The organism is Nocardiopsis sp. TRM 82005, from assembly GCF_056312425.1.
In genome coordinates, this window is record NZ_JBWDTQ010000020.1 from 89,710 (window position 1) to 111,209 (window position 21,500).

Consider the following 21,500-nt stretch of genomic DNA (forward strand, 5'->3'; position numbering starts at 1 on the left):
CTGTGCGGAGCGGAAAGCCCCCGGGCCGGGCGCCGCCTACTCCAGCGGCACACGCAGGACACGGTCATCCTCCTCGCCGGGGTCGCCGAGGTCGTCGCGGTTACTGGTGGTCAGCCACAGCTCCCCACCGTCCGGAGCGGCCGCCACCGTGCGCAGGCGGCCGTACTCCCCCTGGTAGTGCGCCACCGGATCACCCGGCCCGCCGCCGGTGAGCGGCACCTCCCACAGGCGCTCGCCGCGCAGCGCGGCCACCCACAGGGAGCCGCCCGCGATCGCCGCACCGCTGGGCGAGGCCTCCGCGGGGCTCCAGGTCACCAGCGGGTCGACGTACTCGTCACCGCCGCCCGGGCCCTCCGCCTCGGGCCACCCGTAGTTGCCGCCCGGCTCGATCAGGTTGACCTCGTCGAGCTTGTCGGCACCGAACTCGGTGGCGTACAGGTTCTCCTCGTCGTCCCAGGCCAGGCCCTGCACGTTGCGGTGCCCGTAGCTGTGGACGCGGTTGCCGAAGGGGTTGTCCGGCGCGGGTTCCCCCTCGGGGGTGATCCGCAGGATCTTGCCCGCCAGGGAGTCGGTGTCCTGGGACAGGTCCGGCTGGCGCGCGTCCCCGGTGCCCGCGTACAGCATGCCGTCGGGGCCGAACTCGATCCGGCCGCCGTTGTGGTAGGCGGAGACGGGGATGCCGTCGAGGACGGCCTCCGGCTCGCCGAGCCCCTTCCCCTCCGGGTCGTACTCCATCCGGCTGATCCGGTTGTCGGAATCGGAGGTGTAGTAGGCGTACACGTACGGCTCGTCGGGGAAGTCCGGGTGCACGGCCAGGCCCATCAGGCCGCCCTCACCGCCCGGGGTGACCCCCTCGACGGTGCCGGCGTCCGTGGCCGCGCCGTCCCCGGACACCCGGACGACCTCGGCCGAGTCGCGCTGGGAGACCAGGGCGGAGCCGTCGGGGAGGAACGCGAGCCCCCACGGCACCTCCAGGCCCGTGGTCACCTCCTCGGGCTGGCCGGGCTCGGCCGCCGCGGAGCCCTGTGACCCGTTCCCGGCCGTCCCGCCCCCGTTCTCCGACGGTCCGCCGGCCGTGCCCTCCTGACCGCCGCATCCGACGAGCAGCGTGAGGGCGCCGAGGGCGGAGGCCGCGCGGATCGCCGGCCCTCTGATCGCCGCGGGTTCCATGTCCGTCCCCTTCCCGAGACCGTGTCCGGGCACTCTCACGCGCCTTCGCGCGTGTCGCGCTCGGTGTTCTCGTGCCCCTCGTACAGTTCCTCGAACAGGCGTGCCATGTCGGTGAGCATCGCGCTGTGTACCGACCACAGGCCCTCGACTCCGTACTCGTCGATGTGTTCGCGCATCCGGTCGATCCGCTGGAGCGCCTCGTCCAGGCAGGAGCTCAGGTCGGACGAGAGCGTCTCACGCTCGGGCTCCTCGGCGTCGTACAAGGCCCGGAAGGAGTCGGCGGCCGCGTCAAGGATCGGGGCGAACGCGCGCAGGAAGGCGTCACCCGGCTCGGGGGAGCGGGAGTTGGAGGAGTGCGCGAAGGACAGGGTGCGCGTGAGGGATTGCAGGTGCTGCGAGGACCTCCTCAGCGCGGTGATCCAGTCACGGTAGGCCAACGGGTTCCCGAGCGTGGGGGAGCTTTCCACGAGTCTGCGCGGGTTCAGGCGCACGCGGTACTCCTGCTGCGAGACCGTCTCCTGGGCGTTGCGCGCGGTGTTGTCGAAGCCGTCCGCGACCCGCCTCCAGTAGCCGACGTCGTCGAGCCCGGCGTTGCCCTCCCGAAGCCCGTCCGCCATCTGCGAGGAGAGGCTGCGGAGGGCGTCCGCGAAGTCGAGCACGGCGTTCTTGGCATCGCGGAAGCGGATCGCGGGGGCGAAGACCGCGTTCGTCACGACGGCGGTCGTCGTCCCCACCAGGACCATGAGCAGCAGCGACCCCAGGTCCGCCAGGCTGCCCGCGGTGCCCCCCGCGAGTGCGAACGCCGCGATCACGGGGATCTGCTTGCCCTGTTCTCCGAAGACCGAGAGCTGCCCCACCACCAGTGCGACCAGCACGACCAGTGCGAACAACCAGATGTTCGCGCCGATGGGGACCCCGCCCGCACCGGCGATCAGAGCGCCGAGGAAGACCGCGGCCACGTAGCGGCCGGACTGCAACACCGACCCGTACACGCTGGGCGCCACGACCAGGAGCGCGGAGAAGGGCGCGAACCCGACCTGGGAGGAGCCTCCCATGAGCGAGCCCACGATCCAGGCACAGGTCGAGGCGATGACGCTCTTGATGATGACGACGAGGACCTCGCGCTCATGTCCCCGCCGCTTGACGGCCTGGACCAGTCCTCTGAACCACCGTCTGCCGGTCACGGCATCCTTCAGCCGGTCGATCATCGGTCCCCGCATCCCCCCGCACGGCCCCTCTCCCCCACGAGCTCGACTCCGTCGGTGTCCGCGAGGAACCCGGCGGCCTCCGGCCACCGCATGGCGGGCGGCATGGGCTGTCGCCCGCGTACCCGCGCCAGTTCTCGGTGGAACCGGGCCAGGACCGCGAAGTCGCGGGGGAAGACCGACGGGTCCGTGCCCAGGAACGAGCCCACCTTGGTGGCCCGGTCCAGCACGCGCGCCCACTCCTCGGCACGCGCCAGGCCCACCGACTCCACACCGTGGGAGAACAGGGCCAGCCGGATCTCCTCGTAGTCGGGCACCCGGTCCAGGTACTCCTCCAGGTTCCTGAGCGAGGGCTCCTTGTTGAACACCGTCCAGAAGGGGACCGATCCGGTGCGCAGGGTCCAGTAGGGCTCGATGAGCATGAAGGACTCCACCAGCAGCCGGTTCGGGGGCAGGCCCCGGCGCCGGTACCAGTCGCGGTACAGGTCCGCGACGGCCGGGCTGAGCGACTCCGGCTCCGCGTAGCGCAGCCGCAGCAGCGTCCACCCCTCCTCGTCGGCGAGTTCACGCAGGTCGTCCATGAGCTCGGGGGCGAACCCCCACTCCGCCTCGGGGCTGTCGCCGTCCGGCTCCGGTCCGACGAACTCCGTGTAGTCCGACCCGTACGCGCGCAGGAACTCGCGGACGCGCTCGCTGCCGTACCGCAGCTCGTCCGGGTCGGCGCCGCCGAACCCCCCGTGCTGGAAGACGTACCGGTCCGAGACCCGTGTGGTGGGCCACCGCATGGCGCAGTCCGAGACGACGAGCGTGCCCCCGGGCATCAGCCGCGAGCGCAGGAAGCGGCGGTAGGCGTCGGGCAGCCGCAGCCACTTGACCCGGAAGTAGCACATGCCAGCGATCATCAGCCGGTCCTGGTTGGGGTCGTGCATGTGGTGCAGCCGCCAGTCGGGGTTGGCCCGTACCAGCGCCTCCCCGGTGGACCGCATCCTGCGCAGGTCGGCCGACGCGTCCTCGGAGGGGACCCCGCCGCGGCGGACCGGGATGAGCAGGGTCTGTGGGAGCCACGGTGCCTCCAGCCCGGCGGCCAGGTGGGTGAGCGCCCCGTTGGAGGAGCCCACGAAGGCGACCTCGGACTGCTTTCCCGGGTAGTGGTCGGCGGCCCAGGAGGCGAGCGCGTCGGAGTCGATCTCACTGATCCGGTCTTCCGGGACCGCCTCCGACCAGCCCGCGGCGGCGTAGACGCGCTCCTTCAACCGTCGGGGGGCGTGGTTGGCGGCCCCCGCGGCGAGCGTGACGGCTCCCTCCAGCGCGCCGGGAGCCTCCTTCGCGAGCGGGACGTCCTCTCCCGCGTTGTAGGACGACAGCGCCCGCAGGATGGTGGTGGCCGAGTCGAAGCCCGCCACGGTCCGCTGCGGGGTCATCTGCCTGCGCCATCTCATCGGGCTGCCTCCCGGGCGAAGTCGTGGACCAGGTCGGCGACCCGGTCGGGGGCGGAGACTGTAAGGGCGTGGGGCTGGCCGGGGACTGTCACCAGCCGTCCCCGGGGCAGCAGACGGGCGGCCTCCTCCGCCCAGTGCTTGGTGCAGAGGTGGTCCCTGCTCCCGCGCAGGACCAGGGCGGGCTGGCCGATCCTCGGCAGGACCCGTTCGATCCGGTGGTCGCGGCTGGCCAGCCAGCTGCGGACGACCCGGCGCGTGCCCGCGTCGCGGTAGTCGGAGATGGCGGAGAGCGCCACGGAGGGGCCCTCACGGAGGTTGTCGCGCAGCAGGCGCACGGCCAGGACGGGCAGTGCACGTGACCGCGGGTCCACGGTCGGTCCCGCCAGCACCAGCGATCCCACCTCGTCGGGTGCTCGCACCGCCGCCTCGGCCACCACCTGGGTGCCCAGCGAGAGCCCCAGCAGACAGGGCCGCTCGATCTCCCGTGCGCGGAGCCACTCCAGGAGTGCCTCCGTCAGACCCGCGACCGTGGGCGCGTGGTCCGGGGCGGTGCTCGCGCCGAACCCCGGCAGGTCGACGGCCCAGGCCTCCAGCCGGCCCGAGAGGGACCTGACCAGGGGAAGGGTCTGCTTCGAGGAGACGCCCGCACCGTGCACGCAGACCAGCGGCGGCCCCTGCCCCGGCACACACCACGAGGCCATGGTCCCGTGCGTGAGTTCGTCCGTTTCTCGCCGCGGCTCCATCCATCCTCCGGTCTGCTCCCCGCGTCCTCCGTCAGGCCCCTGTCTGTGTGGTGGTCACGACTACCCAGGGGCCCCTCCCTCAACCCACCCCCGCGCCGGGACGTGTGGGAGCACGCGCACCGGTCAGAGGAGGTACACGAAAGGTGTCGGTCCGAAGGGAGCCCAAGAGATGACCCGGAAACCGGATTCCCCTCCGAAGCGCCCCTGGCTCAGGGGGGCCGTGCGAGGAACCGCGGGAGCGATGGCCATGACCGGTATGCGACAGGCCGAGGTCGGTCTGGGGTTCGTCCAGCGCACACCGCCCGACGCCATTCTGAGGGAAGGCGTTCCCGCCGTCCTGGAGAGCGTTCCCGAGGACCGGAGGAAGGCCGCCATCGAACTGGCGCACTGGGGGTACGGGGCCGCGGCGGGTGCCCTGTTCGCCCTCCTGCCGAGGAGGCTGCGGCATTCCCGGCTCACCGGACCGGTCTACGGGGCGGTGGCCTGGGGAGCGTTCGAACTGGGTATCGCGCCCGCGCTCGGCCTCGCCCACGCGCGCAGGTCCAGGCCCCGGGAGAGGTGGGCGCTCCTTCTCGACCACATGGTCTTCGGGCTCGTCATCGGGGATCCGCCCGAGGCCGAGGTGGCCGCGCCCGCGGGCACCGGGCGTGACACCGGCTCCGAGCGGGGCGCGGGCCCCGGCGAGGATTCGGCCGCCGAGGACGACGGGGGCGGCGGGAGGCGCGATCGCCGCCGGAGCGGTGAACGCCGCCGGAGCGGTGAACGCCGCCGGTGAACGCCGCCGACGCTGAGCGGGCGGCCCTGAGCGGGTGGCCGCCCGCGGCGAGGGAGCCCCGCGCTACTCCTGCGCCTTCTGTAGCCGCACGTACGCCAGCTGGAGCCAGTCGGACACGGCCACGGAGCTGAACACCGCCCCGGCGCCCCTGGTGGCCCTGGGCGCGAACACCAGGCCGAAGGCGTATCCGGTGGCGATCCACTGCGCGGTGCAGAACGGGCATGTGATCAGTTCGCCGACCGCCCGGCGCCCGCCCCGTCCACGCACCTCCTCCGCCAGCTCGGCCGGCGCCGAGACCCCCTTGAAGCGGGTGAAGAACGCCCGCAGAGGGCTGGTGACCGAGTCCTTGGCCAGCATCCGGGACAGCTTGTGCGTGGTCAGCCCCATCAGCGCCAGATCCCACGGGCCCACGTTCGCGGCCGCGCCGCTCCCGCGGAACCTGCGTGCCGCGAGCAGCCCGGCCCCCACCAGGGCCAGGTACCCCGAGGCCACCGCGGCGTACCCGAAGAGGGGCTGGTCGCTGTCGCCCCGATAGGCATCCGCCTCCTGCTGGACCGTCTCCTTGATCTCGCCTGCGGTGTCGTCAGCCATCGTCTCCGTTCCTCCTTCGTCGTCCTGCTCCGCTACCCGACCTGTCGCGCACCCAGTCGTGCAGTGCCTCCTTGTCCGTCGCGCTGTCGAGGTTGACGGCCGCCTCGATCAGCGCGAGGTGGGTGAAGGCCTGGGGAAAGTTGCCCAGCATGGTGCCGTCAGCGGCCATCTCCTCTGCCTGTAGGCCAAGGGCCCCCGAGCGCCCGCACAGATCCTCGAACCGTTCCCTCGCCTCGCCGGACCGCCCGGCGAGCACCAGGGCGGAGACCATGTCGAAGGAGCAGAGGAGGAAGGCGCCCTCCGGGGTGCCGATCCCGTCGTCCGTCCGCTCGGGGGAGTACCTCCGGACGAGGCAGCCGTCCACGCCCAGGTCGGCGTCCACGCGCTCCAGGGTCGCGAGTACGCGCGGGTCGGTTCCGTCGAGGAAGCCCAGAAGCGGGATCCGCAGCAGCGCCCCGTCCACGTTGGCGGAGCCGTAGGACTGCGTGAAGGATCCGGCCGCCGGGTCGTAGCCGCGGTCGAGGATCTCCTCACGGATGGCGGTCCGCTCCCCGCGCCACTCGTCCAGGGGGGCGCCGACCCGCTTCTCGGATTCGGTGAGGAGCTGGATCCCGCGGTCCAGGCACACCCAGGCGTAGACCTTGGAGTGGACCCAGTGCCGGGTGCCCGACCGCACCTCCCATATGCCCTCATCCGGTTCCCTCCAGAGTTCGCGCACCGAATCGACCACCGAGGCGAGCTGTTCGAGGTCCTCCCGTCGGAGCCCTCCGGTGGCCGTCTCGTAGGACAGCGCCGCGTCGAGGATGTGCCCGTACACGTCCAGCTGGTGCTGCGCGTAGGCGCCGTTGCCGACGCGGACCGGCCGGGAGCCGTCGTACCCGGCCAGGTGGTCGAGGACCTCCTCGCGGGGAGGGGGGCTCTCGTCGACCGCCTGCACCGGGGGGATCCAGCCGATCGGGCTACCGCACATGCTCAGCAGGAAGCGCAGGTAGTGGCCAGCCTCCTCGGAGTGGCCGAGCCGGAGGAAGGCCAGGACCACGAGCGCGGCGTCGCGGTGCCACACGTAGCGGTAGTCCCAGTTCCTGGAGCCGCCCGGCGACTCGGGCAGGGACGTGGTGGGAGCGGAGACCAGGGCCCCGGTCTCCTCGTACAGCAGACCGCGCAGGGTGAGGGCGCTGCGCCGCACGTGCGTGGCGCCGACCCCCTGGTAGCTGATCCGCCCGGCCCAGTCCCGCCACGCCTCCAGGGTCTCCCGGAGCAGCCGCGACGCCTCTCCCAGCCCCACGCGGCGCTCACCGCTCAGATAGTCCAGGGCGAACACGGCGGTGTCGCCCTCGGCGAGCTCCACGCGGTACTCCGGCACGCCGTCCTCGGCGAGTCCGGGGGCGGGCGCTCCCGACAGCAGCACTCCCGAGGCCTCCCGCAGGGCTCCGTCGACGTGCTCCCATACGGGGGCGGCGCGCCCGAAGTCGGGCCTGGCGTCGAGCCGCGAGCGCACGGCCGTGGTGCCGGATCGGCACTCGACGATCCTCAGGAGGACGCCCTCCCGGTACAGGCCGGTCCGCCCGCGGCTCCGGACGGCGAGCAGGTCGCGGACGGCCACCTCCACGTCCGTTCCCCGCCAGAGGGTCTCCAGGACGAGGGTGTCGTCCATGTAGGAGCACCCGGTCGGCCGTGCGTCCTCGACCTCCATCGTCCATCCGCCGCCGCGCTCGGGGTCCAGGATCCCCGAGACGAGCGCGGCGCCGTCGAACCTGGGCACGCACATCCAGTCGACCGTGCCGTCCGGCGTGGTGAGTGCGGCGGTGTGGCAGTCGGAGAGGAAGCCGTGCTCACCGATGCGCGCTGCGTCCTGGCCCATCCGCCCCTCCGATCCGTGTGTTGCCGGGGGTTCCCTCCTGCTAGCGACTGCCCAGGGGAGTATGCGGCGAAACAGCAGCTCAGAAGCTTGCCGTGACGCGTACATAACGGGGGGTGCTCCCGGGTAGCGGGGAGGAAGGACCGAGAAGCCGTGTCGACCCTGGGTGGAGGTGGCCGAGGTGGCCGGGAAGGGAAACGGCCGGATCGTGGTGGTCAGCGGGGCCAGCGCGGGCGTCGGCAGGGCGACCGCACGGGAGTTCGCCCGGCAGGGGTACACCCTGGCCCTCCTCGCCCGGGGACAGGCGGGACTGGACGCGGCTGTGGAGGAGGCCCGCGCCGAGGGGGTGTCGGCGATGTCGGTGCGGGTGGACGTGACCGACGCCGACGCGCTGCGCGAGGCCCTGGCGCAGGTCGAGTCCGAGCTGGGACAGGTGGACATCTGGGTCAACTGCGCCTTCGCCACGGTCATCGCGCCGTTCATGGAGGTGGAGCCGGAGGAGTACCACCGGGTCACCGACGTCTGTTACCACGGCTACGTGCACGGCACCCGGGCCGCCCTGGAGCGCATGCTGCCCCGGGACCGGGGGGTGATCGTGCAGGTCGGATCGGCCCTGGCCTACCGGGGCATCCCCTTGCAGGCGGCGTACTGCGGGGCCAAACACGCGATACGCGGGTTCACCGACTCGGTGCGCGCCGAGCTGATCCACAACGGCTCGCGCGTCAAGGTGACGGAGGTGCACCTGCCCGCGGTCAACACCCCGCAGTTCACGTGGGGGCGTTCGCGTGTGGGGGGCCGTCCGCGTCCGGTGCCGCCGGTGTACCAGCCGGAGGTGGCGGCCGAGGCGGTCGTCTGGGGCGCCGAGCACCCGCGGCGACGGCGGTACTGGGTGGGGATCTCGACGGTGGCCACCGTCCTGGGCCAGCGGTTCGCCCCGCGCCTGGTCGACTGGCAGCAGGGGCACAGCGGGCCCGAGAGCCAGGTCCGCGACCTCCGGCCGGCCGTGCACGACAACCTGTTCCACCCTCTGGACGGGGAACGCGACTTCGGCGCGCACGGCGAGTTCGACGACGAGTCGCGCGAGTCCAGCCTCCTGCAAGAACTGAGCCAGCGGCGCCGCACCGCGGTCCTGCTCGGCATCGCGGGGTTCGCGGTCGGGGTCGCGGGCTTCGCGGCCGCCCAGGGCGCGCGCCGACGGTCCTGACCGCGTGGGACGAAGCCGAAACAAAGGGGGAAGAGCATGGCTGAGCACGATCCCGTCATCGACGAGGCGTGGGATGACTTTCACTCCGTGGTGAACATGACCGGCCAGGGGCTGCGCGAGTGGTTGCTCACGAACGCCTCCGGCGAGAACGCCTTCCGCACCGAACCCGGCCACACGGTGCCGAGGAAGGGTGAGGCGATCGTGAACCTGCTGAACAAGCGCCGTGTGGACGTGACCGAGGGCGATGTCGAGCTGATGCGCGAGGTGACGGAGTACATCCGCGACCAGCTGGCGGATCCCCGCCGCGAGGACCCGGACTGGCGGCACCGGCTGATGTCGGTGGGCCACGACCCGCTCAGCCCCGACTCGGCGAGGCCCGACGAGGAGGAGGACCTCGAAAGGTAGCGAGGCGTCACGGTGCCGGGGCGGGCGCGGTGCCCGCCCCGGCACCGCGTGTCAGCGGCGGGCCACCGCGATGAGCCGGTCCGCCGGGCCTCCCGGGAAAAGGGTGCGGGGCGGTGCGCCGCCGTCCCGGCGCGCCGCCCCGCGTTCCCTCCCGGCCGGGTCCTGTCAGGCCTGAGTGGCGGTTTCCCTGCGCCCCTGGCGGTACTGCTCCGCCTGGCGGGCGATCTCGTCCTCGAAGTCGGCTCGTTGCCTGACCTTGTCGGCCCGCATCCGCCGCTCGTTCTCGTTGCGGTCGGCCTGCTGCCGGGCGTCCAGTCCGCCGATCTCCCGGTCGGTCTCCACCTGGAGCTTCTTGAGACCGATCCGGATCTCCTGGTCGTGGCACTCGCGGTGGAAGTCGACCCTGGCCGTGTACAGCTCGTCGTACTTGCTGGTACCGCCGAACAGCTTGGTCAGGACCGGGAACAGGTCCACAGCGGCCAGCAGCGCCCGCAACAGGAACACGGCGGCCATGACGTAGAAGCTGCCCTTGGCCAGCGCGCCCAGCGCCTCCATCTCCTCGATGACGCCGTGCTCCCCCTCCGCGGCGGCCCGGGCGGCGACCTTCTCCTCGATCAGCGCGGCCCGCTCGGTGGCGAAGTCGGCGGTGGAGGCACCCGACACGGACGTGAGCTCCTCTACATCGGAGTTCAGCTCCAACAGGCTGCTCTGGTGGGCCGCGAGCCGGCTGTCCTCCTCGAAGGCGTCGGCCTCGGCGCGCAGCCGCTGACAGTTGACCCCCTCGCCCGTCCGACCGGTCAGCCCGTCGCCGGAGGTGCCGTTGCACTCCAGCCGGGCGAGCTCCTGTTTGTCCTCCAGCCGCTCCTGGAGGGTGTCCACGCGCTCCTGCACCCGGTCGCGCTCCGCGGTGGTCGAGGCCAACGCGGTCCGGTCGGCGGTGAGCGTGCTACCGCCGACGGTCAGCAGGAACTCCTCCGTGCAGCCGGGGTCGGTGCTCTGCTCCCCCGAGACGGGGTTGCAGCGCTCCAGGGCCGACCGGAACGTGTCCGACTCCTGCTCCCGCTCGACCTTGACCTGCTGTTCGATGGACGGGCGGAAGACGTAGAGGAGGATCGGTTCGGCGATGACCACGCTGACCAGGAGGGCCAGGAGGATCCGCCCGCTGAAGTTGAGGGCGCGGCCGCCCTTCTTCACCCCGTGCATGGTCGAGAGCATCCAGCAGTCGAAGACCAGGATGAGACCGGCCCAGAACAGGGCAGCCGGCACCAGCAGCGGCCACGGTGTGGGGGTGAACCGCTGGAGGGCGACGAACACCGCGATCCCGGCCATGGAGGAGGTGGCGAGGACGACCAGCCCCTGGAGGGTGTAGCGGGGGCGCTCCTCCGGAACCAGGGCGAGGAGGCCCTCGTCCACCCCGGTCATGCGGCGCAGCAGGCTGCCCGCGCGGCCTCGGACGGCGGTCCACCCCGTGTCCGTGCGGTTTCCGGGCGCGTCCTGGGCCGGCGTCCTGTCCCGCTCCAGGGGGCGGGAGGGAGCCTCAGGCGTCATGGTCATCCTCGCTCAGCCCCTCCGCGTAACGGCGGTGTCCCTCCGGAGCCGCCCCGGAGGCGTCGGCGCGCCTACGGGCGCCCGGACCGTTCCGGGACCGCACGGCTTTCCCCTCCTCGGGAGGCTCGGGCCCGGAGCCGGTTTCGAGCTCGGTGTCCGCGGTCCCCTCCACCCCCGCGGGACCCTCTCCGCCGTCGGTCGCCCTCGTGTGGAAGGGGAGGAGCTCCGGGTGGATGAAGTCCACGACCTCCGCCGTGGTCATGGCACCGTCGACGTAGTGTTCCTTGAACGCCGCCTGGGCCAGTTCGGACCTGACCCGCAGCCGCTCGCGCTCGTCCTCCCTGTCCCATGCCTCACGGCGCAGGGCGTCGGCCCTCTGCTGCTCCTCCCTTCGCAGCCGCTCCTCCTTCTCCGCGGTTTCCCGCTCCGCCTCCCGGGCGAGCGCGCGCTCCCGCTCGACGGTGATGCGGTGGGCCACCTCGGTCGGGTCGATGCGGCCCTCGGCCAGCGCCAGCATGACCGCGTTGATGGTGTCTTTCTGGACGGCCTCGCTGAGGCCGTCCATGATCCTGCGCGTGTGCCCGGTGACCTTCTCCTTCATCAGGTGGTCGTGGTCGGTGCGCGCGACCTCCACCTCCTGCTCGTGACGGGTGGTGCGCCAGGTGCCCCGTACCTGGCGGAGGCTGTGCGGTGTGAGCACCTCGGTGCCGACGTACTCGATCCGCATCCCCCGCACCTCCGGCGGTGACAGGTCGATGAACGCCTTGACGTGGCTCCACACCAGCTCGCGGACCTCGTTGATGTCCTCCAGCCTCAGGTGCTGGGCCACCTGGGGCAGCTTGTCGTAGCGACGCATGTAGCCGCTCAGGAAGCGGTGCGCGTTCCCGCGGCCCTCGCTGACCACCGTGACCGGGTCCAGGACCGTGCAGGAGAAGGCCGTGCGCATCTCGAAGTCGTCGTCCTCCGTGGAGGGGATCGCGAGGATGACGACGACGGAGACGTCGTGGCTGACGTCGACGAGGCTCACGTGGTCGGCGTCCACCACACGGCTGTCGTCGAGGGCGAGGCCGCCCTTGTCCACGTGGAAGGCACCGTCACTGCGGTAGACGAGGACCTGGTGGGCGGATGCCCGGGGCAGTTCGGACGGATCACGGCGGCGGCCGCGCAGCCCGAGGAAGCCTTGGCGGCTCGGGGCGCTGAGGGCGCGCTCGTCCACGACCGGATACGTGGGGGCTCTCATACTGGTGTCGCTTTCTTCGTGTGACCGGAACCCGGCCCATGGCCTGTTCCGGGAGCGGTGGCGCCGTCTCCGAACACTCCGGTGAGGACGTCCAGGACGGCGTCGGTGAAGGGGTCCCTGTCGCCCCGGCGCCGGATCGCACTGGTGAAGCTGGCGTGGAACCCCGGGTGCTCCTCCGGCGGGATGAGCTCCGCCAGGCTGATGAGCAGGCCTCGCGCGTTGTTCTGGGCATCGGTTCCGTTGCGCTGAAGCGCTCGCAGCGTGTTCCACAGGGAGTCGATCGAGGGACGGCGTGTCCTCCGGTCCCGGATGGTCTCCGCCCACAGTGCGGCGACACCGGGAATCTGTTCGGGGACCAGCATGATGTGGCGTGCGACCGCCGGGTCCGCGCCGTCCGGGGCCTCGGCGCCGGCGTCCGCGCCGCTGGGGTCCGGTGAGTCGTGCCGGCCGGGGCCGTCGTACCCGTCCGCTTCCCGGTCACCGGCTTCGGAGCGGTCCGGCCGCTCCCCGCGTTCCTCCCGCTCCCCGGCCCCGCCCTCTCCCTCCGGTGGTTCCTGGAACGCGTCCCCGGCTTCGGCGGGGCCCGGCACGAGGGATTCGCTCGTGGGAACCGTGAGCATGGAGAAGGCGACGGCGAGCAGGTACTCCCGTTCGTTCCTTCGAGGGCTGAAGCGATGGGTGTGGGACAGCTCGTCACCGACGAGGCGGACGAGGGAGCGTCCGCTGGCCCGCCGGTCGATGAGGCTGCCGAAGAGGGCGCCCATGGCGAAGGCCGCCTCGGTCCGGTTGATTCCGTCGGGGTCCAGGACCAGGTCCAACAGCCGGTTGGCCGCCTCGACCGGGTAGCTCACCCCCAGTTCGCCGCTCCACACCTGGACCGCGGCGTCCGCCTGGAGCGGAGTGCCATGGGTCAACCAGTAGTCGACGGTGCGCAGGACCGTGGGCGCCAGGTCGTGCTCCGTCTCCATGCACATGAACCACAGCGCGAACACACAGGTCTCGCGGCCCGCCGCGGCCCGTTCCCGCGACCACCGGTCCAGGTAGAGGTCGTGGACCTCCTCGAAGGCGGTCACGGCCAGGGCGGCCAGGCCCTCGGCCAGGTGCACGCGCCTGACGCGGTGGCCTATCGCGGACCCGGCCCAGTCGCGGACGGCGTTCCAGAAGGCCACGTCGTAGCGCTCCCACAGTTGGCGCAGGACCTCGGGCCGGTCACCGTCCTCGGCGAAACCCGGGAAGCGCCGGACCATCCATCCGTCGTCCCGGTGCTCGACACGGAACAGATCGTGTCCGTCCCTGCCCCGCCGCGCCCGGCGGGTGGGGAACGGATCGTGCCCGCGGAGCTCGGCCTTCTCCTCCGACCCGTTGTCCTCTGGGGGAAAGGCCCTGTTCAGATGCGTGTGCAGGCGGTTGGCAAGGACCTCGTAGTCGCGTTCGCGCACCCCGGGCAGCAGTCCCAGAGCCGCGGCGTCGGAGATCTCGCGCCGATCCGGACCGGAGTCGAACCACTTCTCCACGCGCTCGCGGGACGAGGAGCGCACGACGTGGCCGACCGCTTCCTCAGGGTCCTCCCCGGCGCACATGCGCTCGGCGACCGCGACGATGTCGGCGACCGGGCAGTCGTCCGGCAGACAGCGCACCGCCAGATCCACCGCTTCGGAACGCGCGCGGGAGAACTCCTCGCCCAGATGTCCGCGGAGCACGTCGGCGGCGCGGGGACGCTCCCACACGAAGGTGGGAGCGGTCGCCCCCACACGCGCGCTCCGGTCGCACGTCAGGACGAGGTGGGCCTCGGAGGCTTCGACGTGCCGCCGCAGGACTGACCACAGATACTCGTGCTCGGCCGGGGACTCGCTCCGTCCCACACCGAACCAGTGCGAGACGATGTAGCCGCTCCCGGACTTCAGCTCTCGCCTGGCCAGCGACTCCAGGGTCTGGCTCGGGGTGAGGACCACGATGGGATCCGCGCCGACCGTGTCCAGCAGGGAGACCGCGCCGGACCGCTTCCCGTTCCCGGTCGCTCCGGTGAGGACCAGGACGCCCTGTTGCTTCAGAAGGCCGCGGGCGTCGTCGAAGCGGTCGGGAGGGACGAAGGAGTCGGCTGTCGCACGTACCTCGCTCTCCCTCAGACGGCCGGTGGCCGAGGGGCGCGGGGCGCCCTCGGATGCCTGCGCACCGGCCTCTCCGAAGACGCCGTTCTGGGCGTTGACCATCCCGTAGAACACGTTGGTGACCCTGCTCCTGCCCTCCCACCGCAGGCCGGGGTGCTGGGAGGCGGAACTGTCAGCGTGTTCCGCGGAATCCGGTGTGGCGGGGTCCGGAGAGCGCGGTCCCTCCGTGGAGGGGAGCGCGTCGGCTTCTGCCGGATCCTGTTCCTGGAGCGGGTTCGCCCGGGCGCTCCCTCCCGCTCCCGGTACGTCGTCGGAGTGGTGGTTCACACGCGCCTCCCTAGTAGCGCACGCCGAAGACGGCGTTGGAGGCGTCGACGCCGCCGTGCATGACGGTGGTGATCGCCGGGGAGTCTCGCGGCTCCGGTCCGGATCCGTGCGCTTCCGACGCGGCGGAGGGCGCCTCCGGGGTGTGGGAGCCGGGAAGGATCGCGTCTCCCGCGAGCGGACCGGCGGCACCGCCGTCCGCGTGCCCGGTGCCGCTGCCCGGCCGGCGGCCGGGAACGTGGACCCAGACCGGCTCCTCGTACTCCTTGTTGCGGACGGTGGTGAGGGCGAAGTCCTCGGGGCGCAGGCGCGTGTGCCCCTGTGCGACCACGTCCTGGTAGACGGGCGCGGTCACCGCCACGACCAGGTCGGCGCCGGAGTCCCCGAGGGCCTCGCGCAGGGTGTCGCTGTCCACCACCCGGGCCGCGGTGACGATGCCGTGCCCCGAGTAGCCGGACGGGGAGGACACGGCGGACCCGTGGTGGACGGCCATGCGCAGCCGCAGGCGCCCGGCCTCGGTCCGGTTGTGGTTGTGGCGGCGCAGCGCGTACTCGACCTCGGGCACGTAGCGGTCGATGAGGCGGGTCTCCTCCACGGTGACCGGGAGGACCGCCATCTCTCCGTCACCGCCGGGAGCGATGTGCCACTCCCCGCGGTCGAGCCCGCTGTGCTCGGCGGCGCTGAGGAGGATCGCCGGGATGGCCTCCTGGATCTGGTGCTGGGTCAGCTCGTCCGAGCTGCCGTACCCCTTGGCGTCGCACGTGACGATGACACGCCGCCCGAACTCGGGATTCTGGGACATTTCCTCACTACTTCCTGACATGGAACCGTGGAACGCTGACAGTGTGGACCGGAGTACTCACACGGATTCCTGATCAGTCGGCAATTGCCACCCGGCTTCCGTGTGAGGAGCCGCACACGGCCGAACACGGACCAGTCCGAGATCCGGTCGGCCAGCGGGGGATGCAATACGTGGGAATTCACTTTCCGAGGAGAGGAGAACGGTGGAATCCCACAAGGAAGACGGTATCGACTCGGCCCTGTCCGTGGTGGCGTTTTTCCAGAACAACGTCGCACAGGCCGACACGAAGATCGGTTTCCTGTGCGTCGCTCAGGTCGGTTTCGCCATGGCGCTCATGAACGGCGAAGGAACCGTCGGCACTGGATCCGTTCCGACGGCCCTGCCCCTTCTGGTCTGTGCCTTCGCCTTCGTCGTCGCGGGCTACCACCTGGTCCAGGCGTTGCGCCCCCGGATGCGCTTTCACAGCGAGGGAAGGAGGGTGACGGGGTTTCCCCGACCGCGTCCGCGGCAACCGCTGACCCCGGATGAGGCGTGGCGGATGGCGAAGAACCTGTCCGAGATAGTGATGGCCAAGAACCGGCACGTCCGGCGCTGCATCCCGTGGCTGGCCCTCATGCTCATCGTGATCGTGGCGAATGGAATGGCGACGAAGGTATTAGGATGACGCCGGTCACGCGTTCTCGTACACGGCGTGCAGTTTGTCCAGTTCCACGATGACGACGCGACGGTAACGCGAGAGCAGGAGCCCTTCCTGGCGAAACCGGCGCATGGCGTTGCCCACGGCGTCCGTACGCGCGCCGATGAGCTTGCCCAGGTCGGTCTGCGACAGGCGCACCCCGAGCTCGACGCCCTCGGGGACGGCGGTGCCGTGCCGCCTCGCCAGCTCCACCAGGACCCGTGCCAGGCGGGCGTCCACCTCGTAGCCGACGAACTCGGCGCGGTGGCGGTCGGACGAGGCCAGCCGGTCGCCCATGACCGCCCCGACCGCCTCCCAGGCGTCGGGGTGGTGCGCCAGGAAGTCACGGAAGGCGGCGTGGGTGTAGGCGCGCACGGCCATCGGCGTGCAGGCGGTGACCGTGGCGCTGGCCCCGCCGCCGCGGAACATGCCCATCTCGCCGACGACGTCGCCGTGGACACGGATCCCGAGCATCACCTCGTTCCCGCTGCGCAGGTCCGAGGTGACCTTCGCGCAGGCGGAGTCCCCGCCCTCGGCCGGGCACAACAGCAGGACCTCCGCCCCGCGCTGGCCCTGTCCGATCAGCACCTCTCCCGTCGACGCGCGCCGGGGCGGGGCCATCCCGAGCACACGGGTCGCGGTGTCGTCCTCCACCCTGTCCAAGAACGTGCCGGCGGGCCAGTGGTTCCCTGTCATCGCGGTCCTCCCGTGACCCATGATGCCCGGTCGGGTCCCGGGACAGGGGCGAATCGGCCGGATTCGCGCCCTCGCTCACCGGTCCCGGTGGCCGCGGCCACCGCCTGTGCGGCCGAATCCGCCGCGGCACGGGGCGAGGGCTCCGGCGCTGGCGGCGAGGGTGCAGCAGGCCAGGGTCCGGCCGCCCGGCGGCGGGGCTTGCGGTGGCTGGTGCGGTGACCCGGAGCCTTCACAGGTCGAGATTGCCCCTAGCGGCACTCTCGACCGCCGACATTGCCAGTAAGGGCGAGGTCACCGCTGTCGATGCGTGCCTTGCGTACTCCGGCGGGTGCCAGCCTCAAACCGCCAGGCAACACCCCCCGATCTTTACGCGTCGAAAGCGGCGTTCCACCACCAGTGGTGAACCGGCGTACCGGCAGGAACCGCTGATCGGGGCGCTCCGATGGAACCAGGGAGCCGTTCACGCAGTTCGTCGTCGATGTCCTCGATCTCCTCCACATCGACGGGGGAGAACGTAGCACTTCCGAGAAAGTTCTCGAACAGGTTTCCCCCTAGTGGAGCGGCAGAGAAAGGCGGCGTGCCATCCCCGCCCCGCGGAGGCGAGAGCATAGATCTCCGCTTGACTGACGTAGGCGTTCAGATCTCCCCGTCGGGTGGCGACCGCTTCGGCGATCTCGGTCCGCTGCACACCGGAGGACGCAACCGAGATCTCAACCCGTGATTCAGATCTCATCCGCAATTTTCACGTCTGGCGCTCCGTTGCCTTGGAACCACTCGGCGAGCTCCGGACCGCTGATGACGTGGGGCTCATTTTCCGTGCCGACGTCTACGGTCCCTTTTACCCAACCGCCAGCTCCGACCACCCTGCATCCAAGGACCTTGGCCTCCTTGAACACGGCATTTCCGGAAGCCCCGCCTGGACCGAACCACACGCCTGACAGATCTGATTCACGCAGATCCGTCTCGTACATCCATGCTGCGTTAAGGTGCGCATCTTTGAAGCATGATCCGATTATTTCAGAACGGTAGAACTTGGCACCGACGAACGAGGACCCAGTGAAATCCGTTTCCCGCGCCTCACACTCCGACAAGTCAGCCTTAAGGAAATTTACCTCGACGAACTTCGAACCATTAAGGATGGCTGCACTGAGCTCCGACTTCGAGAAGTCGCACCCATTGAAAATACAGTCCCTGAGGTCTGTTTGAATGAAGTACAGATATTTCATGGGGATTCCCGATAGGTCTCCCCCTCGCAGGTCCATCGTGGATGCGCCAAGTTCCTCCCCTCGCTCCCCGCGTGTGTTCAGCCAGTCAATGTATGACTGGACGGCCGACGCGGACTCATTGTCGACCGGTAGGGCAGCGGCCTCGTACATCGCTTCGGACTCACTCTCCTTCTTCAACGAAGATCACTTTTCCATCCCATTCGGAGTTATTCTCCACGAGGCTGCGCAGAGAGTTCAGGTTATTCGACATTGATATCCCCGATATATCCAGGAGCACATTCTCTCCATTATCGATTTCTCCTCGAATCTCATTATCGATCCGATTGATGTCGAACCCGCCCCTCATACCTGGAGGCATGGGTTGACCCGCCTTTGGTCCAGCTGGGAAGGTGTCCCGGAATCCCTTGATGTCCCAGGGCTGTCCGGCGCCGTCGATGATATCACCCTGATCTCGCTGAAACGCAGGGTCTGAATTATCGATTTCTGCGCGCTGAATGGGACCAGGAACCAGTCCCTGACGTTCTGCCGCCAAACCGACCTCGGCTTCCCTCCTGGCCTTGCCCAATTGGCGTTGAGTCGGATTGTCATTCTTTTTGGCCGGGTCGTCCATGAGTTCTGCGACGCGGGACTCATAAGCGTCCGACCCCGGTTCCGGACTCTGATAACCGGAGGAGCCCGAATCCGGGTTTCCAGAACCCGGCTCTTCGGACGAATCGTTGTCACGCTCGCCGTCGCTGTTGTTCTCGTTGTCACCTCCGGTGCCGGTGCGGTCCCGGGGCGGCTCGTCGCCGCCTCGGCCGCCCGCGCTGCCGCCGCCGGTGGCGGGTTCGGGGCGCTCCGCGTCCTCGCGCGGTCCGCCCCTGTCTTCCCGGTCGTCGTCACGACGCGGGGACCGACCATCGCCCTGGTCACTGGATACGTCATCGTCTCCGCGTCCCGGGGGGCGCTGCTCCGGCGACTCCTCGGCCCGCGGGGCATCGGAGTCCCCACGCTGGGGTCCGCCATCTGGGCGCGAGTGCGGAGCAGGGGCCCCGGACTCCTGACCGGGGCGGTTCGGGGAGTCCTCGTTGCGGGGACGGCCAGGCGGGGTGCCCCCGCCCTGGGGCCGCGGAGTGTCACCGTGCTGCGGCGTGGCCGGGTTCTGCGGGGACGAGCCGTCACCGTTGCCCGGCAGGGGCGAGCTCGGGTAGGAGGGGGCGTCGGGACCACGACCGGTCGGCCCTATGAGAGGCGAGTCGAACTCTTCGAGGAGGTCGCCGAACCGCTCGCCGGTCGGGCGCCGCCCCTCTCCCGAACCCGGCAGGGGGCTGCTCGGCCAGTCACCCCTCCCCGAACCACCGCCCGACACGGACCCGCTCGCGCCGGAGTCGGAACCCCCGCCTGAGTGGGGACCGCCGTGGCCATCACTGTCCGCACCCAGCCTGAGCAGACTGCTGCCGCCCTTGGCGGCACCACCGCCAGGAACCAGCAGCAGGGCCGTGTTGATGACGGTGTGGGAGGTCACGTAGACGGGGTCGTTCTCCTCCTCCGACCAGCCGGTGTACCCCTCCGCGAGGTCCCCGAGGAGGTCGGCGTCCTTGACGTTGCCCCACCAGGTGCCCCAGTCCGCTCCCCAGTAGTCCTCATCGCTGTGGCGGTCGAAGAGCCACCCGTCCTGGCCGTGGAAACCCGCGTAGGTGAGCATCTCCATCGCCGACGCCTCTTCGGCGAGGTTTTGGTTGTACTTTCTGTGGAGTGCGTTGGTCGCCCAGCCGGTCTGGGGGTTCCAGTAGCCCTTCTGGACGACCAGCCCCACTGTGGTGCTCCACAACAGGTCCACCGCGAGAGTGTCCCAGGCCGCCTGCCCCGCGCCGGAGTCGAAGTCGGCGTCGGCCGGGTTGAACTCCTCACCGGCCCATTCGGTGGCGGAGTTGGCGAGCCAGAAGGCCGTGCCCTTGTCCAGCTCCAACTCGGGGAACTCTCCCTGGTCGGCCGGGGTCCCGTAGACGAGTTCGTCACCGCTCCCGCTGGCGCTGTCCGGGGTCGCGAAGGTCTGGCCCCCGTATACGGCGGAGATCCTGTTGGCGCAGTCGACCTCGGCGGTGTTGAACTCGGACCAGGCCGCGTTGACATCGGACTTGCGGCGCAGGTTCTCCTCGACGGCGGTTGTGTCGGTCTCCTCGTCCTCGTCGAGCCACCAGAACTTCTTGCCGTTGTGCTTGTTCCAGAAGGACTGCGCCTCGATCCGGAGGGTGTTCAGCTTCCTGCGCGCGGTCTGGGCCGCCTCCGCCAGGTCCTCCAACGCCCCGGCCACGGTGCCCAGGTCGCTCTCGATGTCCTCGCCCCGGGTCACCACCGGTTCCATCTTGGTGAAGAGCGTCTCGCTCTCCGGCGCGGTGTAGTGGGCCTGGAGGCTCTGCCAGGTGGAACGCATGTCCTCGGCCCCGCCCGCGAGCTCATCCCCGCCGCTTCGGAGGGTTTCGGCCGCGAAGTTGAGCGACCAGGTGTCGCTCTCGAGGTAGGGGATCGTGTCGGGGTCGAGGAGTGTGAACGGGTTCAGGCCGACGCCGCTCTGGGCCTCCGTGGGTTCGAGTCCTCCGGACTCCGTCACCGCGGGCCTCCCATGGTGAACGGTTCCCCTTCGCCGCCCAGGCCGAGGGAGGAGACGTCCCCCGCGTCCCTCTGGGCTTCGAGGGCCATCTCCTCCTGGCCCTCGCCGTAGGCCAGGGTGGCGTCACTGGCTCCTTGGAGACAGGCCAGGCTCTTGAGGAACATCGCGTCCGTCTCGCTGGTGTAGTGCCCGAAGAGACCAGCCAGGGCGACCTCCACCGGCGGGCTCTTGGCGTTGCTCAGCGCCATGTCGATTCCGTCGACGGTGGAGTCGATGGTGGAGGAGAAACCGCCTCCCTCGACCCCGAGCTGTTCGCTGAAGGTCGTCAGGACCACCGAGACCCCGGCGACGTCGATGTTCCACACGCTCATCGGAGACCATCCGCGTCCTTGGCGGAGAACCGGCGCGGGTGGAACGCGGCCCCGGGTCCGGCTGGTGGAACGGAAGCGGCGGACCCGTGGGCCTCCGCCGCGCTCTGCTCGGCGACGTGGGTCCTGAGCAGGTTCAACGAGGCGCGCACGCCCGCGACCGCCCCACCCGTACGTGTCCTGACCGACGAGGCCGGGGAGTGGCTCCTTCTCTCGTCCGGGGTGAGAACACCGGGAACGTCCACTGCCCCGCCCGTGGCCGGGCGGTGTTCGTTTGGGAGTTCGGCGGCGCCCTCGCCTGTGCCCTCTGGCGGCTCGACCAGCTCGAACTTCATCCGGCGTCTCCCCTTTGTATGTTTTGTCGACATCGCACGAGTTCATGGCGCATCTGTAGCAGTATGCGCATATGGGGTGACACTCCACGATGAGTTTTGGTTCGGTGGGAAAGTCACCTTGGCGGTGGTCAGGAGATGGATTTCCGGACGCCGGGAAAAGAAAGCGCAGGCGAAACAGCATGGGTGATGTGCGTCAC

19 protein-coding genes are annotated in these 21,500 nt (G+C 70.4%); 4 read left to right on the forward strand and 15 right to left on the reverse strand.

Annotation, left to right across the window (positions count from 1 at the left end):
• Positions 1–36: 36 nt before the first annotated feature.
• Genes AC0T5L_RS16815 through AC0T5L_RS16830 form a run of 4 tightly spaced genes read right to left on the reverse strand, consistent with a single transcriptional unit; the run spans position 37 to position 4,515 of the window.
• Complete coding sequence (locus AC0T5L_RS16815; protein ID WP_476166430.1) at positions 37–1,170, reverse strand: PQQ-dependent sugar dehydrogenase; 1,134 nt, start codon at positions 1,168–1,170, stop codon at positions 37–39.
• A gap of 35 nt (positions 1,171–1,205) precedes the next feature.
• Positions 1,206–2,378 carry an FUSC family protein gene (locus tag AC0T5L_RS16820; protein WP_476166431.1) on the reverse strand — a complete coding sequence of 391 codons (1,173 nt, stop codon included), beginning with the start codon at positions 2,376–2,378 and terminating at the stop codon, positions 1,206–1,208.
• A complete protein-coding gene (locus AC0T5L_RS16825) occupies positions 2,375–3,814 on the reverse strand; it encodes a hypothetical protein (protein ID WP_476166432.1) in 1,440 nt (479 codons plus the stop codon). Before AC0T5L_RS16825 ends, AC0T5L_RS16820 begins: the two co-directional genes overlap by 4 nt.
• Positions 3,811–4,515, reverse strand: a complete 705-nt coding sequence (locus AC0T5L_RS16830) for an alpha/beta fold hydrolase (protein ID WP_476166433.1) — start codon at positions 4,513–4,515, stop codon at positions 3,811–3,813. The genes AC0T5L_RS16825 and AC0T5L_RS16830 overlap by 4 nt, the downstream gene beginning before the upstream one ends.
• 289 nt (positions 4,516–4,804) lie before the next feature.
• Here AC0T5L_RS16830 and AC0T5L_RS16835 point away from each other — a divergent pair, with 289 nt between their 5' ends.
• Positions 4,805–5,332, forward strand: coding sequence for a hypothetical protein (locus tag AC0T5L_RS16835; protein WP_476166434.1), 528 nt, complete (start codon positions 4,805–4,807; stop codon positions 5,330–5,332).
• 63 nt (positions 5,333–5,395) lie between these two features.
• Here the strand turns inward: AC0T5L_RS16835 and AC0T5L_RS16840 are convergent, their stop codons facing one another.
• A complete protein-coding gene (locus tag AC0T5L_RS16840) occupies positions 5,396–5,923 on the reverse strand; it encodes a DUF1360 domain-containing protein (protein ID WP_476166435.1) in 528 nt (175 codons plus the stop codon).
• Complete coding sequence (locus tag AC0T5L_RS16845) at positions 5,916–7,784, reverse strand: glycoside hydrolase family 15 protein (RefSeq protein ID WP_476166436.1); 1,869 nt, start codon at positions 7,782–7,784, stop codon at positions 5,916–5,918. The genes AC0T5L_RS16840 and AC0T5L_RS16845 overlap by 8 nt, the downstream gene beginning before the upstream one ends.
• A gap of 178 nt (positions 7,785–7,962) precedes the next feature.
• Between AC0T5L_RS16845 and AC0T5L_RS16850 the strand changes: the two genes are divergently transcribed.
• Positions 7,963–8,985 (forward strand): SDR family oxidoreductase, encoded by a 1,023-nt coding sequence (locus AC0T5L_RS16850; RefSeq protein ID WP_476166437.1) that lies wholly within the window; start codon positions 7,963–7,965, stop codon positions 8,983–8,985.
• 36 nt (positions 8,986–9,021) lie between these two features.
• Positions 9,022–9,390: a DUF3140 domain-containing protein gene (locus tag AC0T5L_RS16855; RefSeq protein ID WP_476166438.1), complete on the forward strand. Its 369-nt coding sequence runs from the start codon at positions 9,022–9,024 to the stop codon at positions 9,388–9,390.
• A gap of 165 nt (positions 9,391–9,555) precedes the next feature.
• Here the strand turns inward: AC0T5L_RS16855 and AC0T5L_RS16860 are convergent, their stop codons facing one another.
• Genes AC0T5L_RS16860 through AC0T5L_RS16875 form a run of 4 tightly spaced genes read right to left on the reverse strand, consistent with a single transcriptional unit; the run spans position 9,556 to position 15,412 of the window.
• On the reverse strand, positions 9,556–10,938 hold the full coding sequence (locus tag AC0T5L_RS16860; RefSeq protein ID WP_476166439.1) for a DUF4407 domain-containing protein: 1,383 nt from the start codon (positions 10,936–10,938) through the stop codon (positions 9,556–9,558).
• Entirely contained in the window at positions 10,928–12,178 is a 1,251-nt protein-coding gene (locus tag AC0T5L_RS16865; RefSeq protein ID WP_476166440.1) for a hypothetical protein, read from the reverse strand. The genes AC0T5L_RS16860 and AC0T5L_RS16865 overlap by 11 nt, the downstream gene beginning before the upstream one ends.
• Positions 12,175–14,613, reverse strand: coding sequence for a hypothetical protein (locus tag AC0T5L_RS16870; protein WP_476166441.1), 2,439 nt, complete (start codon positions 14,611–14,613; stop codon positions 12,175–12,177). The genes AC0T5L_RS16865 and AC0T5L_RS16870 overlap by 4 nt, the downstream gene beginning before the upstream one ends.
• 10 nt (positions 14,614–14,623) lie before the next feature.
• The gene (locus tag AC0T5L_RS16875; RefSeq protein ID WP_476166442.1) at positions 14,624–15,412 is read right to left on the reverse strand and encodes a hypothetical protein; all 789 of its coding nucleotides are present in this window, start codon (positions 15,410–15,412) and stop codon (positions 14,624–14,626) included.
• Positions 15,413–15,614: 202 nt separating this feature from the next.
• Between AC0T5L_RS16875 and AC0T5L_RS16880 the strand changes: the two genes are divergently transcribed.
• Positions 15,615–16,076, forward strand: a complete 462-nt coding sequence (locus tag AC0T5L_RS16880) for a Pycsar system effector family protein (RefSeq protein ID WP_476166443.1) — start codon at positions 15,615–15,617, stop codon at positions 16,074–16,076.
• Positions 16,077–16,082: 6 nt separating this feature from the next.
• On the opposite strand, the gene AC0T5L_RS16885 is transcribed toward AC0T5L_RS16880, so the two are convergent.
• The 5 genes from AC0T5L_RS16885 to AC0T5L_RS16905 all read right to left on the reverse strand — a co-directional run bounded on the left by AC0T5L_RS16885 (position 16,083) and on the right by AC0T5L_RS16905 (position 21,303).
• Entirely contained in the window at positions 16,083–16,784 is a 702-nt protein-coding gene (locus AC0T5L_RS16885) for a Crp/Fnr family transcriptional regulator (protein ID WP_476166444.1), read from the reverse strand.
• A 722-nt stretch (positions 16,785–17,506) separates the two neighbouring features.
• Positions 17,507–18,187, reverse strand: a complete 681-nt coding sequence (locus AC0T5L_RS16890; RefSeq protein ID WP_476166445.1) for a pentapeptide repeat-containing protein — start codon at positions 18,185–18,187, stop codon at positions 17,507–17,509.
• On the reverse strand, positions 18,171–20,600 hold the full coding sequence (locus tag AC0T5L_RS16895) for a hypothetical protein (RefSeq protein ID WP_476166446.1): 2,430 nt from the start codon (positions 20,598–20,600) through the stop codon (positions 18,171–18,173). Before AC0T5L_RS16895 ends, AC0T5L_RS16890 begins: the two co-directional genes overlap by 17 nt.
• The gene (locus tag AC0T5L_RS16900) at positions 20,597–20,971 is read right to left on the reverse strand and encodes a DUF6507 family protein (RefSeq protein ID WP_476166447.1); all 375 of its coding nucleotides are present in this window, start codon (positions 20,969–20,971) and stop codon (positions 20,597–20,599) included. Before AC0T5L_RS16900 ends, AC0T5L_RS16895 begins: the two co-directional genes overlap by 4 nt.
• A complete protein-coding gene (locus tag AC0T5L_RS16905) occupies positions 20,968–21,303 on the reverse strand; it encodes a cell envelope biogenesis protein TolA (protein ID WP_476166448.1) in 336 nt (111 codons plus the stop codon). Before AC0T5L_RS16905 ends, AC0T5L_RS16900 begins: the two co-directional genes overlap by 4 nt.
• Positions 21,304–21,500: the final 197 nt, after the last annotated feature.

Bases quoted from the DNA above. Each gene is read 5' to 3' on its own strand.
- AC0T5L_RS16860 (WP_476166439.1), bottom strand. From the start codon at position 10,938: ATGACGCCTGAGGCTCCCTCCCGCCCCCTGGAGCGGGACAGGACGCCG.
- AC0T5L_RS16830 (WP_476166433.1), bottom strand. From the start codon at position 4,515: ATGGCCTCGTGGTGTGTGCCGGGGCAGGGGCCGCCGCTGGTCTGCGTG.
- AC0T5L_RS16815 (WP_476166430.1), bottom strand. From the start codon at position 1,170: ATGGAACCCGCGGCGATCAGAGGGCCGGCGATCCGCGCGGCCTCCGCC.
- AC0T5L_RS16845 (WP_476166436.1), bottom strand. From the start codon at position 7,784: ATGGGCCAGGACGCAGCGCGCATCGGTGAGCACGGCTTCCTCTCCGAC.
- AC0T5L_RS16835 (WP_476166434.1), top strand. From the start codon at position 4,805: ATGACCGGTATGCGACAGGCCGAGGTCGGTCTGGGGTTCGTCCAGCGC.
- AC0T5L_RS16900 (WP_476166447.1), bottom strand. From the start codon at position 20,971: ATGAGCGTGTGGAACATCGACGTCGCCGGGGTCTCGGTGGTCCTGACG.
- AC0T5L_RS16875 (WP_476166442.1), bottom strand. From the start codon at position 15,412: ATGTCCCAGAATCCCGAGTTCGGGCGGCGTGTCATCGTCACGTGCGAC.
- AC0T5L_RS16820 (WP_476166431.1), bottom strand. From the start codon at position 2,378: ATGATCGACCGGCTGAAGGATGCCGTGACCGGCAGACGGTGGTTCAGA.
- AC0T5L_RS16905 (WP_476166448.1), bottom strand. From the start codon at position 21,303: ATGAAGTTCGAGCTGGTCGAGCCGCCAGAGGGCACAGGCGAGGGCGCC.
- AC0T5L_RS16840 (WP_476166435.1), bottom strand. From the start codon at position 5,923: ATGGCTGACGACACCGCAGGCGAGATCAAGGAGACGGTCCAGCAGGAG.
- AC0T5L_RS16825 (WP_476166432.1), bottom strand. From the start codon at position 3,814: ATGAGATGGCGCAGGCAGATGACCCCGCAGCGGACCGTGGCGGGCTTC.
- AC0T5L_RS16865 (WP_476166440.1), bottom strand. From the start codon at position 12,178: ATGAGAGCCCCCACGTATCCGGTCGTGGACGAGCGCGCCCTCAGCGCC.
- AC0T5L_RS16885 (WP_476166444.1), bottom strand. From the start codon at position 16,784: ATGACAGGGAACCACTGGCCCGCCGGCACGTTCTTGGACAGGGTGGAG.
- AC0T5L_RS16855 (WP_476166438.1), top strand. From the start codon at position 9,022: ATGGCTGAGCACGATCCCGTCATCGACGAGGCGTGGGATGACTTTCAC.